The following is a 17,858-nucleotide window of genomic DNA, read 5'->3' on the forward strand; positions in this document are numbered from 1 at the left end:
GTCAAGGCCGTCCCACGGGTTGGCCGCTGGAGGTGGACACCGGCAAGCCGCTGCCAGTGCTGAAGCCGGACCCGACCCGGATCTGGCGAGGGGGCGAGAACTCACTTTGCAGGCCGGATGGGTCCAGCACCTGGATGCGCACCAGGTATTCCCCGGCGGGCAGGTCGCTGGCGGTCCATTCCGGACGGTCCAACACGGTGTCCAGCGTGATCTTGTCGAACGACGCGTCGCTGGCGCTGGCCAATTGCAGACGGAACCGCTGGCCCGGCTGGCCCTGCCAGTTCAGGCGCACGGTGGTGTCGCCGTCCTGCGCCTGCAGCGATTGCGCCGAGAGGGTCGCAGGGCGGTCTGCCACCGCAAATGCCTGCGGTGGCGCAAACGGGCCTTGGTCGGCCTGGCCGTCTGGCATTTGCAGCAGGCTGGCCATGCGCCAGAAGTAGCTGCCCGCAGGCAGGTCGGCAACGGGCAGGCGGCACTCGGACAACCGCTGCTCGTCTTTGATGGAGGCCGTGAACTGGGCATCGGTAGCCACCTGTACGCGGTACCAGCGCACACCGGGCACCGAGGTGCACCGCAGTTCGCCCGCGCCGGTGGCCAGGACGGTGCCGGGTGCGGGTAGTTGGTGGAGTGGTGCCACGGGCCGGGTCTTGATGGTGAAGGGCTGCACGGCGGGCAGGCCAACAATGCCTGCGTCGTCCACCGCCCGCACCGAGACGTAGTAGCGCCCGTCGTCCAGCACCTTCCAGCGCAGCTGGCCGTCGGCAAAGCTGCCGTGGCGCAATACCTGGGTGAAGTCCGCGTCTTGCGCCACTTGGGCCACGTAGCGCGCAGCGCCCGGCTGCGGGGGGATGTTGATGGCCAGAATGCTGGCGTCGCCCAAAGTGGCGGGGATGCCGGACGTGTCAGGCGCTGAAATCAGTGGACGTGGCATACCGACGGTGCCATCGGTTGCCACCGCCAGCCCCTGGCCCGGGGCCAGCAGGGCGGCGGCGGCGGATGGTTGGGCGGATGAGGCGCTACCGCCCAGGCCCTCATCCCGGCGCGATTGCACGGCCACCGATCCATTGAGCACCGATGCCGTGGTTTGGCCCGATTCAGCCAGCTCGACGCTAAAACGCGTGCCCCGCACGCTGGTCACCGCCAGCGGGGTCCGAATCTCCATGCGGCGAAACGCTTCGGCGCTGGGTGGCACGCTCGCCTCGACCGCGCCGCTGCGCATCTCCAGCACCGACTGCACGCTGCCTGCGCGACCGCGTCGGCGCAACTGCCGCAATTGCAGCTCGGACTGGGCCTGCACGCGCACCACCGTGCCGTCGGCCAATCTGACGGCCACAAACGCGTCGGGCCCGACCTGCAGCGCTGTTCCTTCGTCGAGCTTGCCGCCTTTGGCAACCAGGGCCGGTGCATCGCTCGCGCGTGCCTTTGCTGTGACAGCCCCATGCACAAACTCCACCGTGGCGGATTCGGCAGGCTGAAGGCGGACCGGAATCCACACGATGGAGCCCGGCTGCAACCGCCGCGGGTTGGCCACCTTGTTGCGCGCCTGCAGCAGGGGCCATTGGCGCGGGGCGTCCAGGTACGACTTGGCCAGGCCTTCGAGGGTGTCGCCGTCCTGCACCGTGTGGGCGATTTCATCCGCCTGCGAGGCGGTATCTGCTGCGGCAGGGTTGGCATGGGCGCTGGTGCCCGACAAAGCGGCCAAGGCACCGAGGGCCAGGGCTGCCATGGCGCAAAGGGGCCAGGGCGCGTGATGAGAGGGCATTGCCAAGTTGTATCTCCGTGTGCCAAAGATGGCGGACAAGTTGGGGTGGCGTGGGGGCGGCCTCAAAAGGTGTGAAGGAGTCCGGCGTGTTTGATCGGGCCGAGCGCGCTGGATGGTTTTTTCACACGTTTTCAGGCTTTGGGTGGTGTGTCAACGGCTTCAAACCGGTAACCGACGCCATAGATGGCGCTGACGATGAAGCCGTTGACGGGCCGCAGGTCCAGCAGCGTGCGCAAGCGCGAGATATGGGTGTCCAGCGAGCGGGACATCACCTCGGCCACCTGGCCCCAGACAATTTCCTTGAGGTGGTCGCGCGACAGCAATCGGCCCATGTTCTGAAAAAGAAACAGGGCAAGGTCGTATTCGCGGGCTTTCAGCTCCACCGGCACGCCGTCCATTTCGATAGAACGGGTCTCGGGCAGAAACCGGTAGCGTCCAAACTCCAGGACACCCGCAGAATTGTCAGGGTAGGCCCGGCGCAGCAAGGCAGCGACACGGGCATTGAGTTCGCCGATGCGCACGGGCTTCACCATGAAGTCGTCGGCGCCGCTTGCCAGGCCCTCCACAATGTCGCGCTCTTCCTGGCGGTTGGTGACAAACAAAATAGGCAACTGGGCCGCCACGTTCTTGCGCACCCAGCGCACCACTTCGGGGCCCGTTGTGTCCGGCAGGTGCCAGTCCACAATCAGCAGATCAAAGGTTTCGCGGCGCAAGGTGCGCAGCAGTTCTGCGCCGGTCAGGTGGGTGTGGCAGACATGGCCCATCGCCTCCGTGGCCTGTTTGAACAGGTCCAGCTGAAGCGCATCGTCGTCCAGAGCGGCTATGCGCATGGTTTCCCCAACAAAAGGACAAACGCGCATTATTTGCGATATCGCGCTGGTTGCGCGGCAGAGCCCGGCGGATGCCGACGGCGGTTGACATTTGTTAATGATTGGTGATGAGCACTTTGGGTGCACTTTGAGCGCTCCCAGGTGCACGCGGCTTGCGCACCGCTGGCCCCGCAGCCACGTCAGCCAAGCCTTCAGCGTTTGACCGGGTCGTTGGCTGGCGACCCCGGGGTAATCTCGCGCAGCAGCCGCATGCCGACCAGGGTGTAGCGCGTCTGGGGGCTGTTCCAGTTGCGGTATCCACAGCGGGCATAAAACGACCAGGTGTGCCAGGAGCCTCCGCGCCGCACCCGCACGGAACCGTCTGACGGGCCTTGCGGGTCACTGCGGGGTGAGTGGGCGTAGTAGGTGTCGCCGTGCCAGTCAGACACCCATTCCCATGCGTTGCCCAGCATGTCGTGCAGGTCAAAGGCATTGGGTGCATAGCTGCCCACGGGGGCTGTGAACGCATGGCCGTCGCTGCCAGCCAATGCGTGCTGCTGCCAGCGTGGCCACCAAGGCGCGGCGTCTTGGTCGAAGGTGTTGGCGGTCTGTAGCAGGCCCTGTGGGTCATCGCCGTGGGGGTAGCGGGTGCGGGTGCCCGCGCGGCAGGCGTGTTCCCACTCGGCCTCGGTGGGCAGGCGGTAGGTGTGGCCCTCGGTGCGGCTCAGCCACTGCGCAAGCGCCTGGGCGTCGTTCCACGTCACGTTGACAACGGGGTGGTCATCTCCCTGCGCAAAGCCGGGGTTGCGCCACGAGTAGCGCGGATCGCGCCCCTCGAACGCATCGCCACGCCGCGTGGTGGCAGGGTCGTAGTCGGCGTTGTAGCCATAGCCGCCTGTGCCGTCGGCTTCGGATTCGGGTTGATGGCCCGAGGCCTCCAGAAACCGCCGAAACTGCCCCACCGTCACCTCGTGCTGTCCCAGGTAGAACGCGCGGCGAATGCGCACCTGGTGTGCTGGTCCCTCGTCGGTCAGTTCGGCGAAGCGTTTGGCTTCCAACGCAGGGTAGGCGCGGGCCAGCGTGTTGGCGGGCTCCACTCCGCCCATCCAGAATTTTCCCGCGGGCACTCGCACAAACGCCATGCCGAGGCTGTTGGTCCACACCGTTGGCGCAGCAGGCACCTGGGGTGGCGCTGCATGCGCGCACGCGGCCACCAGCAGGGCTGCCAGCGCAATCGACGCTGCATACCACGGCTGCGCTTTCGCTGTGCAGCGGTTCAAGGCTGGCGATCAGGCGCTTCGCTCACGCATTCAAAGACCATGCGGGAACCGTCATTGCGCAAAAGCTTGGGAAACAGCATGAGTTTTTGGCATTCGCGCGTAGCGGCTGCCTGGGCAGGGCCCGTGTCGACCCCATACACCGGCACGCTGAAGGTGCGGTCGCGGCCGGAGGCCATGGGGCCCGAGGGTTGCTGGGGCGATGTGGCGTTGCAGCCCGCCAGTACGGCGAGCACGGTGACAGTGGCGATCAGCGATTTCATAGGGGCTCCGGGTGGGTGAAAGCGGTGGGGCAGTTTAAGCACGATCGGGGGCGCTCGGTGCGCGTGATGGAGTCTTCGCCGCGGCCCGCAGCGACCGAATAGGGGTGCGCCCGCTGGGCAGTGTGGGTGGATCGAGATACAGTGCGTTACACGTAAAAGCGCCGAGCTTGGCGTGTGTTGGGCGTGAATCCAACATGCGCCCGCATCCTATTTGTCGGCGCTCCACCCAGTTGCTCACACCCTTGGGAGGGTTCAGGATGGCAAGCAGTCTGGCACCGGGGGTGAAAGATGCCTGGCAGGCCTGGGCACTGCGGGTGGTGCTTGCGCTGGGGCTGCTCGGGGTGCTGCACGCCATGCCCGTGTGGACGCCATGGCAGCGCCTCGAATACGACCTGCTCAGCAGTCTGACCGCGTCCGTGCGGCCCGACGCGCGTGTGTTGGTGGTGGGCCTGGACGAGCCCAGCCTCGCGGCGCTGAACCTGGCGCCGCCGTTGCCTCGCCGCCTGCATGCCCAATTGGTCGATGCGGTGACCGCCGCAGGTGCTGCAGCGCTGGGCATCGACATGCTGTTTGGCGCCCCACAGACCCCGGCGGACGACGCGGCACTTGCACGGGCCTTGCAGGGCCGCATGCCCGTGGTGCTGGCCAGCGCCGAGGTGGCGGTGCAAAGCTCTCAGGTGGCGCACTACAAGCAGACCGTACCCAGCGTGTTCCCGGAGGCACGCCAGGGCAGCGTGGCAGTGGATGTGGACGACGACGGCGTGATGCGCCGCGCCCCGGCGCAGGACGATGCGCTGTGGCGGGTGCTGGCGCAAGCTGCCGGGCGCGCGGTCACCCAGCCGCCACCCGGCGCGCTGCTGCGCTATTACGCGCCCGAAGTGCCCTTGCCCTATGCCCACTACACCCAGGCGCTGGACCCGGCCGCGCATTTACCGCCTGGGGCCCTGCAGGGGCGGCTGGTGTTGCTGGGGCAAAACACCCCCGTGGCGGGCGTGGACCAGTTTGTGACACCTCTGCGCGCGCTGGGTGGCTTGGGGGGGCACGGTGGCGGCACGCAGTCGGGCGTGTTTGTGCACGCCACGGCCTTGATCAACGGATTGACGGGCGACTGGGTGGTGCCTGCGCACCCCGTGGGCCCGCTGCTGCAGGCGCTGCTGGCCGTGGCCTTTGTGGCGGCCATGACGCGCCGCTGGCGCGGGTGGCGGGCGGTGTGGCTCAGTGTGGCGCTGGCGCTGCTCGCGCTGCTGGGCGGGCTGTGGGCGTTTCTGGTGGGGGTGTGGTGGAGCGCGCTGCCCACACTGGCGGCGCTGGCGCTGCACCTGAACGTGGGCGCCGCAGGCAGCTACCTGCGCGAGCGACGCCGCCGCGAGCAACTGCGCAATGAGTTTGCGCGCTACGTGCCCCCGGCGGTGGTGGACGCGCTGGCGGCTGCGGGCGCCGCCCCGGCGCTGCACGGCGAGCGGCGCGTGCTCACGCTGCTGTTTTCTGATCTGGCAGGGTTCACTTCCGCCAGCGAACACCTGCCGCCCGAGGCCGTGGCCCAGGCGCTCAACGCGTTTTTTTCTCGCATGACCCACACCGTGCACCAGCACGGCGGCACGCTGGACAAGTTCATTGGCGACGCGGTGATGGCGTTCTGGAACGCACCGCTGCCAGAGCCCGCCCATGCCGCCCGCGCTTTGGCCTGCGCACAGGCCATGCAGGTGGACATGCAGGCCCTGCGCGCCCTGTGGCAGGGCACCCCGTTTGCCGACGTGCTGCTGCGCATCGGCCTGCACACGGGCGAGGCCGCCGTGGGGCATCTGGGTTCACACGAACGTTTCACCTACACCGCCGTAGGTGACGCGGTGAACACCGCCGCGCGGCTGGAGGGCGCCAACAAGGCGTTTGGCACGGGCGTGCTGCTGTCCGATGCCACCCGTCTGGCCCTGCCTGCCGATGACCCGCGCCGTGCACACCTGCTCTGGCTGGACACCGTGGTGCTCGCGGGGCGCAGCGCGGGGATCGATGTGTACACGCTGTTCGACGACGCCGCGCTGGTCACCACCAGCCTTGCGCTCCAGCGCCATCTGCACGCAGGCGAGTGGGCGCTGGCCCTGCGGCGCTGTGCGGACTGGCAGGCCCACGCCCGCCAGTTGGCCCCGCAGTGGACTGCGCATGCCGATCTGCTGTTTGCCAGGGTGAATGCCCTGGCCGAAGCCGCTGTGCTGACGCCGGATGCACCCGTGGCTGCACCCGTGGCTTTTGGTGCCCGCGCGCTCGACAAAACCTGACCGCACCACTCCGGACCCTGCTCACGAAAGGCCCCCCATGTCTGCACACCGCCTCTCCTGGTTGCCCCCTGTGGGACTTGTCGCGTTGGGAACCCTGGGCGCCCCGGCGGTTTGGGCGCAGTGCGCGGGGGCCCCGCTGGCACCCGGCGCCACGGCGGCGCAGATTGTGGCCCTGGCAGGCCAGGGGCAGACGCGCGCGCCGGGTGTGGAGCCCTGGTCGTCCGCTGCCCTGGCCCAGCAGCTGGGTGCCGGTGCCGACATGCGCACGCTGGCACTGTCGTCGGCCGCGCTGCTGCTGGCAGACCGCACGCAAATCCGCATGTCGGCCAACGCGCAACTGCGGCTGTGCGAATCGCAGCCCACCCGCACCCTGCTGGAGCTGGCGGCCGGTCGCCTGTGGGCGCGGACCAAAAAAACGCCCGCCACGCTGCAACTGCAAACCCCGGCCGCGCTGGCCGTGGTGCGCGGCACCGATTGGGATGTAGAAGTGGATGCCACCGGGCGCACCACGCTCACGGTGCTGTCGGGGATGGTGGAGCTGTCCAACGCCCAGGGCAGCGTGCAACTGGGCCCGGCCGAGCAGGGTTTTGTAGAGCCGGGCCGCGCGCCGGTCAAACGGGTGCTGGTGAACCCCCGTGAGCGCGTGCAGTGGGTGGCGGCGTACCCGGGGGACGCTACCCGCTGGGCCGAGCTTCAACGGGCGGACATCGCGGCCCCGCTGGCCGCGGTGCGTGCCGATCTGCGGTCCGGCAACTGGGGTGGCGCACAAACACAGCTGCAGGCCCTGTCCAGCCGGAGTGACGCCCCCGCCGTCGTGGACCTGGCCCTGGCGGACCTGGAGGTGTTCGCAGGCCAGCTGGATGCCGCGCAGGCGCGCCTGGCCAGCGCCTGGCAGCGCACCCAAGACCCACGCACCGCCGCGCGCCGGGCCGATCTGCTCCTGGCGCTGGACCGCCCTGCCGAGGCGCGCGCCTGGATCAACTCCACCCGCGCGGTGGCGCCCACATCGGTCGAGTTGCTGCTGGCCGATGCCGACGCGCACCGGCTGGAAGGCCAGGGTGATGCCGCGCTGGCCCTGTACCGGCAGGCCGTGGACCACGCCGAGACGCAGGCGCACCAAGCTGCGACATCGGCAGCGACATCGGACCCCGCCACCGCACGGCTGGCCGCCGCGCTGTGGGGCCTCGGTCGCGCCCTTCAAGAGCGTGGCGATCTGTACGCCGCCCGCGCCGCCCTGGCGCGTGCGGTGCAGCTTGCGCCCGACAACCCCAGCTACCGCGCCGAGCAGGCCACCGCAGACACCGAAGCCATGCGCCTGGGGGAAGCGCGCACGGGCTTCGATGCTGCCCTGGCGCTGGCGGGCGACGACTACACCAGCCTGGCGGGCGCCGGTTTGCTGGCTTTGCAACAGGGCGATGCCGAAACAGCGCGCAAAGAGCTGCTCAAGGCCCTGGTGATCGAGCCGCGGTATGCGCGGGCCCAGGTGTGGCTGGCTGTGGCCGAATACCAGTTGGGCGAACGTGCCGCAGCGCTCGACTCGCTGGACCGCGCGCGCCTGGCCGACCCGAATGACCCTTTGCCTTGGCAGATCGAATCCATATTGCGCAACGACAGCGGCGAGCCCGAGGCCGCCATCGCCGCCGCGCGCCAGGCGCTGGTGCGGCTGCCCTATCTAAAGTCGCTCAACCCACTGGTGTCCGACAGCCAGGGCTCGGCCAACCTGGGCAAGGCGCTGGGCGACTTTGGGCTGGAACACTGGGCGCGCGCCTATGCGCAGCAGTCGTACTACCCGCTGTGGTCGGGCAGCCACTTTTTCATGGCCAACCGGTACGAGAGCAGCTTCAGCCGCAGCTCCGAGCTGTACCAGGGCTATCTGGCCGACCCCCTGGCCTTTGGCGCCAGCGAAAAGCAGCCGCCCTTGTTGCGCACCACGGGCAGCGAGTGGCTGGGTGGCGCCAGCGCGCAGCGCGGACCGGTGCACGACGCGGGCGTGTTCGATGTGGGCCACCGAGGCCTGGCCGCGGCTCCGATGCCCATCGCCTGGCGCATCGGTATCGAAGGGCAGCAGCAAGACCCGCGCGACGGCACGGGCAGCTACCGCTTGTTGTCGTCGGGTGTGCGCCTGGGCGTGGGCATCAAACCCACGGATCGGCTTAGCCTGTTGCTGCTGCATTTCGAGGACCGCACCCGCTACTCCGTACCGGGCGGGCTGGTCGATATCGACGGCGTCGTGTTCAACACCCAGGCGCGCAGCCCCACGCGTCGCACGGACGTGGGCGGCGCGTGGCGCTGGTCAGCCGACGAGCAAACCTGGTTCAAGGTTGGGCGTGCCAGCTACGGCGACCGCAAGACGCTGCAGCAAGCACCGGTCGGTGCATACGACGAGCGAAGCGCCGATACGGCTGACAGCCTGATGCTGCGCCACACGGTGCAGCAGGGCGCCCAGCGCTGGAGCGCGGGCTGGGAGCGCAGCCGGGTGCGTCTGGGTTTCCAACGCGCATATTCGCTCGTCACGAGCAGCGAGAACTCCGACCTGCGTTTTGACATGCCGTGGCTCGCGCTGGAGAGCACCCACGGCCCGTGGACCTGGCATGCCCAGGCCTCCTGGCCGCACTTTGACATGCACTACCGCTCCCGCGTGTTTGCAGGCGCCACGGGCGACGACCTGCGCGCGCCCTTGCTGGACCAGGGCGGCCACCCGCGACGCTTGTTGCCGCGACTGGGCGTGTCGTACCGCTTCGCCCCTGGGCGCGCACTGCACGCGGCCTACATCGAGAGCCTGCATGCGCCGGCGGCCAACACGCTGGCACCCGTGTCCGTGGGCGCCATCCCCATCGACCACCAGTACCAGATGCCGGGCAGTCTGGTGCGCAAAACCGCCGTGCAGCTGGACTGGGAATTCAACGCGCGCACCTTCGGCTATGCCAGCCTGTCGCAGCAGACCATCGCCAACGCCATGTACTCGGACGGCAGCCTGCTGTACATGCCCAGCGTGCTGGTGGGCGAGCGGGTGGAGTCGCTGGGCCCGCTGATCCAGACCGCCGAGACCTCCGTGGATGCCTACAACGGCACCCCCTTGTTCGACAAGGGCCAGCTTCGGCAGGCGGGCGTGGCGCTCAACCGCATCCTCACTCCGCGTTGGAGCCTGCTGGCGGGCTACACCTGGGCGCAGACGCGCAACACGGGCGACTGGGTGCCGGGCAACGCGTTGCCAGGGTTTCCGCGCCACACGCTGGTGCTGGTGAATGTGTGGAAACACGGCGGGCGCGACTACACCTATGGATCGCTGGTGTACCGCAGCGCACGCTTCACCACCGCGCTTAACGGCCGCAGCGAGGCGCCCGGCTGGAGCCTGGCGCTGGCGCATTCCATGGATTTTGCGGACCGGCGCTGGTCACTGATCGGGTCGGTGCAGACGCCGCTCGATGGCCGGGACAAGCCCACGCTGTGGCTGCGCGTGCGCTTTCGTGAGTGAATTTTGAGTGTTTTTGGCCTCTAGCGCTTATCCAATAAGCGCTAGTAGCTATCAAAAACAGAGTGTCTGAGGCGTTGGGTTACGCGGCGGCGGCGTCCGCCAGCGCCTTCAGCGCAGCAGCCACATCGGCATCCACCACGCCATCCACAGGCGCCAGCTGCCCGGCTAGCGCACCCAAGCCCTCGCGCTGCAACCGCGCAATCGCCTGGCCTGCCTCCTTGGGCGCGTCAAAACCGGTGCTCTGCAGCAGCAGGCGGGCATCGGCATCGACCAGCTTGAAGTAAAACTTGCCATCCGCCTCGCGGTATTGCTTGAACGAGGGCAGCGCTGCCTTGGCTGCCTTGGCAGGCTTGGCCGTCGCGGTGCCCTGCACCAGGCTGCGCAAGCCCACGGCCGAGCGCAGTTCGCGGATGAAGGGCGTGGCCAGCGCGCGGGCGCGCTCGGCACCGGCCAGCAGCGTCTGCTCGATGCGGGCAGGGTTGTGGATCAGCGCTTCATACTCGGCACGCATGGGCGCAATCACTTGGTCCACACGTTCCAGCAGCACCTGCTTGGCGTCGCCCCAGGCGATGCCATCGGCGTAGGCCTTGCGCAGCGCGTCCGTCTCATCGGCCGTGGCAAACGCCTGGTAGATCTGGAACAGTGCAGAGCCTTCGACCTCCTTGGCCTCGCCGGGCGCACGCGAGTCGGTCAGGATGCCGCCGATCAGCTTTTTCAGCTGGTCGCGCGAGCTGAACAACGGGATGGTGTTGTCGTAGCTCTTGCTCATCTTGCGGCCGTCCAGCCCGGGCAGCGTGGCCACGTGGTCGTCAATGGCGGCCTCGGGCAGCACAAAGTGCTCGCCGTACAGGTGGTTGAAGCTGGCCGCCATGTCGCGCGCCATTTCGATGTGCTGGATCTGGTCGCGGCCCACGGGCACCTTGTGGGCCTTGAACATCAAGATGTCTGCGCCCATCAGCACCGGGTACATGAACAGGCCCGCCGTCACGCCGTCGTCGGCATCGCGCTCGGCGGCCGTGTTCTTGTCCACGCTGGCCTTGTAGGCGTGGGCGCGGTTCAGCACGCCCTTGCCGGTCACGCAGGTCAGCAGCCAGGTCAGCTCGGGGATTTCCGGGATGTCGGACTGGCGGTAGAACGTGACCTTCTCGGGGTTCAGGCCCGCCGCCAGCCAGCTGGCGGCGATCTCCAGCGTGGAGCGCTGGATGCGCGCCGGGTCTTCACACTTGATGAGCGCGTGGTAGTCGGCCAGAAAATAAAAACTCTGCACGTCCGGCGTCAGGCTGGCCGCCACCGAGGGGCGGATGGACCCCACAAAGTTGCCCAGGTGGGGCGTACCCGTGGTGGTGATGCCGGTGAGAAAACGCGTGATGCTCATGGGGACGGTGTCAGCAAAAAGGGGAGAGAAGAACACGACTTACGCAAAACGGGCTTAGGCAAGGCGCTTGGCTTTTAGCAATGCCGTTGTTGCATCCTTGTTTGCGTAAGTCCTAAAGAATTAACGCAACAGGGCTGTGAGCGGGGTGAGCAGAAACTGGATGACGGTGTAGCCCACCGACATCAGCGGGCGCAGCCACACAGTGCCCACCACACCTGCAACCACCAGGGCCAGCACGATGAAAAAGCCATAGGGCTCGATGCGCGAAACCATGTGCGCCTGCTTCCAGGGCAGCAACCCGACCAGAATGCGCCCGCCATCCAGCGGCGGCAGCGGAAACAGGTTGAAGGCCCACATCACCAGGTTGACCAGCACACCGGCACGCGCCATCTCGATGAAAAAGCGCTCTTCCACGCCCGAACCCACCAGCGCCACCAGCAAGATCGCCCAGCCAATGGCCTGAATGAAGTTGGACGCCGGGCCCGCCAGCGCCACCCACACCATGTGTTTTTTGGGATTGCGCAGGTTGCCGAAGTTGACGGGCACCGGCTTGGCATAACCAAACAGGAAGGCGCCCGAGGTGGCGAAGTACAGCATCAGCGGCATCAGGATGGTGCCGACCGGATCGATGTGTTTCAGCGGGTTGAGGGTGATGCGCCCCATCATGTACGCGGTGTTGTCGCCAAAGTGGCGCGCGGCGTAGCCATGGGCTGCCTCGTGCACGGTGATGGCAAACAACACCGGCAGGGCGTAGATCAGAACGGTTTGGATGATGTTTTCCACCGGGCGATTGTCTCAGGCTGTGAATTGCTACAAAAAAGAGAGCTACCAGCGCTTATTGGATAAGCGCTAGAGGGTGGTTTGGCTTGAAATTGGCAAAGAGCTCAAAGCCCCAGCGCCTGCAGGCTGCCGCGGCCTTCGCGGATCACTTCAGGGTCGCCGCCCGCGCCCATGGGCGTCAGGTCCACCACGGTGGTGGGCTCCAGCGGGCAGGCGCCCGCGTCCACGATGGCGTCGAGCAGCTTCTCGTAGCGGTCGCGAATCTCCTGCGGGTCGTTCAGGGGCTCGGTCTCGCCCGCAGGGATCAGGGTGGTGGCCAGCAGCGGGGCGCCGTGCAGTTCCAGCAGCAACTGCAGGCCCTTGCGGTCGGGCACGCGCAGGCCAATGGTCTTGCGCGATGGGTGGCTCACCCGGCGCGGCACTTCCTTGGTCGCTTCAAGGATGAAGGTGTAAGGCCCGGGCGTACCCAGCTTGAGCAACCGGTACTGCCGGTTGTCCACGCGGGCGTAGTTGGCCAGCTCCGACAGGTCGCGGCACAGCAGGGTCAGGTGGTGTTTGTCGTCCACCTGGCGGATGCGGCGCATGCGGTCGACCGCGTCCTTGTCGTCCAGGTGGCACACCAGTGCGTAGCTGGAGTCGGTGGGCACGGCGAGAATGCCGCCCTTTTGCAGCAGCATGGCGCCTTGCTTGAGCAAGCGCGGTTGCGGGTTGTCGGGGTGAACTTCGAAATACTGGGCCATGGCAATCGCTGGAAAGGACGAACGAACGCGGTCAGTGCGCGGCGGGCTGAATACGGTCAGCCAGCAGCTCCCACACGGGGGTCAGCGCGCCGGGCAACGGCGGCAAGGTGCCCAAGTCGGTGTGCGATTCGTCGGGGCTGTGAAAGTCGCTGCCGCGGGAGGCGGCCAAGTCAAACTCTTTGGCCATGGCCGCGTAGGTGACGTATTCGGCCGGGCTGTGGCTGCCGGTGACCACCTCTACGCCGCGCCCGCCGTGGGCCTTGAACTCTGAAAACAGCGCAAATTCTTCGTTGGCGCTGAACTTGTAGCGTGCGGGGTGGGCAATCACCGCCATGCCGCCCGCCTGGGTGATCCAGCGCACCGCGTCGCCCAGGGCCGCCCAGCGGTGGGGCACGTAGCCCGGTTTGCCTTCGGTGAGGTACTTGCGAAACACTTCCGACGTCTCTTTGCACACGCCGGTTTCCACCAGAAACCGCGCAAAGTGGGTGCGCGAGATCAGCGCCGGGTTGCCCACAAACTTCAGGGCGCCTTCGTAGGCGCCCTTGATGCCCACCTGGGCCAGTTGCTCGGCCATGTCCTTGGCGCGTTCGCCGCGGCCACCGCGGGTGGCGGCCAGGCCATCGGCCAGTTGGGCGTTGTCGGGGTCAAACCCCAGGCCCACGATGTGCACCGTGGTGTCGGCAAAGGTGACGGAAATCTCCACACCCGTCAGGTAGGCCATGCCCTGCGCGCGGGCTGCGACTGCGGCGCGGTGCTGGCCGCCGATTTCGTCGTGGTCCGTCAGGGCCCACAGCTCGACCCCGTTGGCTTTGGCGCGTGCCGCCAGTTCTTCGGGCGACAAAGTCCCGTCGGAAACCACAGAGTGGCAGTGCAGGTCGGCGTTGAGTAGGGGAGTCACCGGGTCATTTTAGGGCTTGTACTGATAACACGCCCTCTGGAATCCGGGAACACTGGCTGTTGGGGCACTGCGCCTTTCCGGGTGGCGTTCTGGCTTGATGTCAGTACCGGCAGTGAGTGGAGACGGTTTTCCTTTGATAAACAACACCACGCGGGCCGTCGGGCTTTGCGCAGAGCATCAGGAGCAACCATGAAATTCAACGACCTGCGCGTCGCCCACAAGATGTGGAGCGTGATCCTGGGTCTGCTGGCACTGATGCTGGTGGCCGCCATCTGGACCCAGTGGTACGGACGGCAGGTGACTGCTGCCACCGAGCAGTCCGTCAACCAGTACGAGTCGGCCATCACGACGGCCGTGACCTGGCGGGGCCTGGCTGAAGTGGCCGTCACCATGTCGATGGCCAGCTTTGTCACCACGGACGAGGCCCTCAAGGCCGACTTTGGTACCCGGGTCACCGCGCTGACCGCACGCATCACCCCGGTGCAGGAAAAGATCAACAAGGCGGCGGTATCGGCCGAGGACAAGGCGGCGCTGGCCAGTGTGGCCGCTGCACGCGCCGATGTGCGGGGCCAGACCGACAAGCTCAAAGAGCTGACCGACGCGGGCGACGCTGCCGCCAAACAAGCCTATCTGGCCAACACCTACCGCCCGAAGGTGGTGGCGTACCTGGAATCCATCGACAAATTTGTGGCCGTGCAAGAGCGTCAGCGCGAGGCGGCGATGCTGGCCGCGAGTGCCGCGCGCGGCCGTCTGGTGCTGATTGGCGCGGCAGCGGCCATTGCGGTGGTGTTGCTGGGCATGCTGATGGCGACCGTGCTGGTGCGCTCCATCACCCGACCGCTGGACCGTGCCGTCGCGCTGGCCGAAACCATCTCGGCCGGAGACCTCACGCAGGACATTCACGATGACCGCAAGGACGAACTGGGGCTGCTCACGCGGGCCTTGTCGGGCATGTCGACCCGCCTGCGGGCAGTGGTGAGTGAAGTGCGCTCGGGCGTTCATTCGGTTTCATCGGCGTCCATCGAGATCGCCAACGGCAACCAGGACCTGTCCGCGCGCACCGAGCAAACGGCCTCCAACCTCGAAGAAACCGCGGCCAGCATGGAGCAGCTCACCGCCACCGTCAGCCAGTCGGCCGACACCGCCCGCCAGGCCAACCAGCTGGCAGGCACCGCCGCGCAGGCCGCGGCCCGGGGTGGCGAAGTGGTGGGCCAGGTGGTCACCAGCATGCAGCACATCACCGACAGCTCGCGCAAGATCAGCGACATCATTGGCGTGATCGATGGCATTGCGTTTCAGACCAACATCCTGGCCCTGAACGCGGCGGTGGAAGCCGCCCGGGCCGGTGAACAAGGCCGGGGTTTTGCCGTGGTGGCCAGCGAAGTGCGCAGCCTGGCCGGGCGCAGCGCCGAGGCCGCCAAGGAGATCAAGAACCTGATCGGCGCCTCGGTCGAAAACGTGGAATCGGGCTCGGCCCAGGTCGCCCAGGCCGGGCAGACCATGGAAGAGATTGTGGCCAGCGTGCGCCGCGTGAGCGACCTCATCGGCGAGATCACCGCCTCGTCCACCGAACAGCGCGACGGCATCGCCCAGGTCAACCAGGCGGTCACCCACCTCGATCAGATGACCCAGCAGAACGCGGCCCTGGTGGAAGAATCCACCGCCGCTGCCGCCTCCATGCGCGACCAGGCACAAAAGCTGGCCGAAGTGGTGTCCATGTTCAACGTCGGCGCCGTGGCAGCCCCGCCACCCGCCGCGGCCAGGGCACCCGCGCCCCGGCCGATGACGAAAGCGCCTGCCAACGCTCCCCGCGCCGTCGGTACCCCAACAGCCGCCAAGCCGCCGCCATCGGCCGCCCGCTTGTCTTCGTCCACGCCACCCGCTGCAAAAAAGCCTTCGTCTGCTTCTTCATCATCTGCTGCAGCAACGTCATCGGCCCCCGCCGCCGCGCCGCGTGCGCAGGCCAAAGGCGGTGATGACGATTGGGAAAGCTTTTGAGAATTTCGAGAATGAAATACTACTGATTTGATAGCTGGTAGCGCTTATGGAATAAGCGCTAGAGGCCAATTTGGCTTGTATTTTTCTACCATTTCACAAAAGGCAGCCCACGCTGCCTTTTGTTTTTGCGACAACACCCGAAAGGACTCGGCCATGCCTTTGGTCAATATCCGCCTGGCCCGGCGCGACCTGCCCACCACCGCTGCACAAAAGGCAGCATTGATCGCGGGTGTTACCCAACTCATGCAGCAGGTGCTGGACAAACAGCCTGAAAGCGTGACCGTGATCATTGACGAAGTGGACCCCGAAAACTGGGGCCAGGGCGGCGAACCCGTGACGGTGATTCGCCAGCGTCGCAAGGGTCAGACGCCCGTGGTTCTCTAAAGCAACGACACAATCGATTGGTGTCGAAACAGCGTCGGCTAGGCAGCATCAAGTGCTAAATTTTGATTTTTATATCAATAAAAGATAGTATTGCCAAAATTTTTGATGCAAATATCAATTGCAAACCCTTCAAGAACTCGGTGAGGCCGTCGCCGCACGTCGCAAACTGCTAGGCCTTAAGCAGGGCGACGTCGCGGCCCAAGCGGGCGTGTCGGCTGAATCCCTGTCGCGCTTCGAGCGGGGCCGGTCAGCAGAGTTTGGCTCACGCAAACTGCTGGCTGTGCTGGCCGTGCTGGGGGCTGAGCTAGACATCGTGGTGCGAGGCCAAGCCGGCAACCTGGACGAACTGCGCCGCGAGCGTGCGCAATCTCCAGCCGGGCGCGCGGCCGATGTGCACAACACGTTCAAGACGGGGAGCCGGTGATGCAGCTGTCCGTGTACGTGCTCGGCCGCGAGGTGGCCACACTAGAGCAATCCGGCGACTTCAAAAGCGTGCTCACCTACCACCCGCACGTAGCCGCGGACGACTTGGTTTCCCTCACCATGCCCGTGAGGCTGGAGAGCTACGTGTGGGACGACCAGCTCCCACCCGTGCTGCAGATGAACCTGCCCGAGGGCTACCTGCTCCAGGTGCTGCAAGAGCAGTTTGGCCCGCACATCGGCGCCAGCCCCATCGCCCTGCTGTCCGTCATCGGCCGCAACATGGTGGGCCGCCTGCAGGTGGCCGCGCCCGGCGCGCAGCTCCATGAACCTGCCCAGCCCATCGAAGTGGCCGCACTGCTCAAAGGCGACAACTCCGAAGCCGCCTTTGCCGCGCTAGTGCGCCAGCACGCCACCAGCGGCGTATCGGGCGTGGTGCCCAAGTTTTTGGACGCGCAGACCGAATCCAACCCCCTGCGAGCCCAGCCTTCACCCCCAACCGTTCAGGCTGAGCCTGTCGAAGCCCTTCACCCCCTCCCCCCTGCACTCGCCCCCCACCCAAAAGCCAGCCTCACCACCCGCCGCCACATCATCAAAGGCTCCAGCGCCCAATTGCCCTTTGTGGCACTGAACGAACACCTGTGCATGCAGGTAGCCCGCCGCGTCATGCCCGCCGCCACCACAGAGGTGTCTGACGACGGCCAGGCCCTGGTGGTGCACCGTTTTGATGTGGACGAACACGGCCAGCCGCTGTGGGGCATGGAAGACTTTTGCAGTCTGCTGGGCCTGCGCCCCGCCGCCAAGTACGACACCACCTGGGAACGCATCGCCAAAGCCGTGCGCGACCACGTACCCGGCGCCCAGCGGCTGACCACCTATCGCCAGCTGGCCACCACCTTGCTGCTGACCTACGCCCTGCGCAACGCCGACTGCCACGCCAAAAACCTGGCCCTGCTCTACACCAGCCGGGCCAACGCCCACCTGTCACCCGCCTACGACATGCTCACCACCAGCGTGTACGCAGGTTTTCAGCACAACCCGCCCGCTATCGACTTCATGGGTAAACGCACCTGGGCGCCCGGCAAGAACCTGCAAAAGTTCATCGCTGCCACGTTTGGCATCCAGCCCAAAGAGCAGCAGCACATGGTGCAAGCCATCAGCGACGCCGTGGCCGACGTAGCGCCCCAAGTGCGCCAAGCCATGGCGCAGCACCCAGGGTTTGAAGACATCGGCAAACGCATGCTGATGGCCTGGGCCGAGGGCGTGCAGGGTTTGCGGGATGCGCGGGTGTATGCGGTGGGGGATTGGAAAGCGGGGGAGGCGTTTGAAGGGTTTTCCGCGCTGCCGAAGCTGGTGGCGCCGCAAGAAAAAATCGGCCGATCCCCTTTACTGGGCAAGCGGTGA

14 protein-coding genes are annotated in these 17,858 nt (G+C 66.7%); 6 read left to right on the forward strand and 8 right to left on the reverse strand.

Annotated elements, in window-relative coordinates:
* Position 1 precedes the first annotated feature (1 nt).
* The 4 genes from ACK41V_RS03470 to ACK41V_RS03485 form a co-directional block, all read right to left on the reverse strand.
* Entirely contained in the window at positions 2–1,726 is a 1,725-nt protein-coding gene (locus ACK41V_RS03470; RefSeq protein ID WP_409777849.1) for a FecR domain-containing protein, read from the reverse strand.
* Between the two features lie 167 nt (positions 1,727–1,893).
* Positions 1,894–2,592: a response regulator transcription factor gene (locus ACK41V_RS03475; protein ID WP_409777852.1), complete on the reverse strand. Its 699-nt coding sequence runs from the start codon at positions 2,590–2,592 to the stop codon at positions 1,894–1,896.
* A gap of 191 nt (positions 2,593–2,783) precedes the next feature.
* Positions 2,784–3,713, reverse strand: coding sequence for a formylglycine-generating enzyme family protein (locus ACK41V_RS03480; protein ID WP_409778021.1), 930 nt, complete (start codon positions 3,711–3,713; stop codon positions 2,784–2,786).
* A gap of 134 nt (positions 3,714–3,847) precedes the next feature.
* On the reverse strand, positions 3,848–4,111 hold the full coding sequence (locus tag ACK41V_RS03485) for a hypothetical protein (protein ID WP_409777855.1): 264 nt from the start codon (positions 4,109–4,111) through the stop codon (positions 3,848–3,850).
* A gap of 257 nt (positions 4,112–4,368) precedes the next feature.
* Between ACK41V_RS03485 and ACK41V_RS03490 the strand changes: the two genes are divergently transcribed.
* Complete coding sequence (locus tag ACK41V_RS03490; protein ID WP_409777857.1) at positions 4,369–6,384, forward strand: CHASE2 domain-containing protein; 2,016 nt, start codon at positions 4,369–4,371, stop codon at positions 6,382–6,384.
* A 37-nt stretch (positions 6,385–6,421) separates the two neighbouring features.
* Complete coding sequence (locus tag ACK41V_RS03495; protein ID WP_409777860.1) at positions 6,422–9,859, forward strand: FecR domain-containing protein; 3,438 nt, start codon at positions 6,422–6,424, stop codon at positions 9,857–9,859.
* 79 nt (positions 9,860–9,938) lie between these two features.
* Here ACK41V_RS03495 and ACK41V_RS03500 read toward each other — a convergent pair whose 3' ends face one another.
* The 4 genes from ACK41V_RS03500 to ACK41V_RS03515 all read right to left on the reverse strand — a co-directional run bounded on the left by ACK41V_RS03500 (position 9,939) and on the right by ACK41V_RS03515 (position 13,652).
* Positions 9,939–11,234, reverse strand: a complete 1,296-nt coding sequence (locus tag ACK41V_RS03500) for a tryptophan--tRNA ligase (RefSeq protein WP_409777862.1) — start codon at positions 11,232–11,234, stop codon at positions 9,939–9,941.
* Between the two features lie 120 nt (positions 11,235–11,354).
* Positions 11,355–12,017: a site-2 protease family protein gene (locus tag ACK41V_RS03505; protein ID WP_409777865.1), complete on the reverse strand. Its 663-nt coding sequence runs from the start codon at positions 12,015–12,017 to the stop codon at positions 11,355–11,357.
* 101 nt (positions 12,018–12,118) lie between these two features.
* On the reverse strand, positions 12,119–12,754 hold the full coding sequence (locus ACK41V_RS03510) for an L-threonylcarbamoyladenylate synthase (protein ID WP_409777867.1): 636 nt from the start codon (positions 12,752–12,754) through the stop codon (positions 12,119–12,121).
* Positions 12,755–12,785: 31 nt separating this feature from the next.
* Positions 12,786–13,652 carry a 3',5'-nucleoside bisphosphate phosphatase gene (locus ACK41V_RS03515; protein WP_409777870.1) on the reverse strand — a complete coding sequence of 289 codons (867 nt, stop codon included), beginning with the start codon at positions 13,650–13,652 and terminating at the stop codon, positions 12,786–12,788.
* Positions 13,653–13,841: 189 nt separating this feature from the next.
* Between ACK41V_RS03515 and ACK41V_RS03520 the strand changes: the two genes are divergently transcribed.
* The 4 genes from ACK41V_RS03520 (at position 13,842) to ACK41V_RS03535 (ending at position 17,858) form a co-directional block, all read left to right on the forward strand.
* The gene (locus ACK41V_RS03520) at positions 13,842–15,650 is read left to right on the forward strand and encodes a methyl-accepting chemotaxis protein (RefSeq protein WP_409777873.1); all 1,809 of its coding nucleotides are present in this window, start codon (positions 13,842–13,844) and stop codon (positions 15,648–15,650) included.
* Between the two features lie 153 nt (positions 15,651–15,803).
* Positions 15,804–16,034: a tautomerase family protein gene (locus tag ACK41V_RS03525; protein ID WP_409777875.1), complete on the forward strand. Its 231-nt coding sequence runs from the start codon at positions 15,804–15,806 to the stop codon at positions 16,032–16,034.
* Between the two features lie 118 nt (positions 16,035–16,152).
* Positions 16,153–16,458: a helix-turn-helix domain-containing protein gene (locus tag ACK41V_RS03530; RefSeq protein ID WP_409777878.1), complete on the forward strand. Its 306-nt coding sequence runs from the start codon at positions 16,153–16,155 to the stop codon at positions 16,456–16,458.
* Entirely contained in the window at positions 16,458–17,858 is a 1,401-nt protein-coding gene (locus tag ACK41V_RS03535) for a type II toxin-antitoxin system HipA family toxin (protein WP_409777881.1), read from the forward strand. Before ACK41V_RS03530 ends, ACK41V_RS03535 begins: the two co-directional genes overlap by 1 nt.

It is taken from the genome of Acidovorax sp., from assembly GCF_046291265.1.
Lineage (GTDB): Bacteria > Pseudomonadota > Gammaproteobacteria > Burkholderiales > Burkholderiaceae_C > Acidovorax.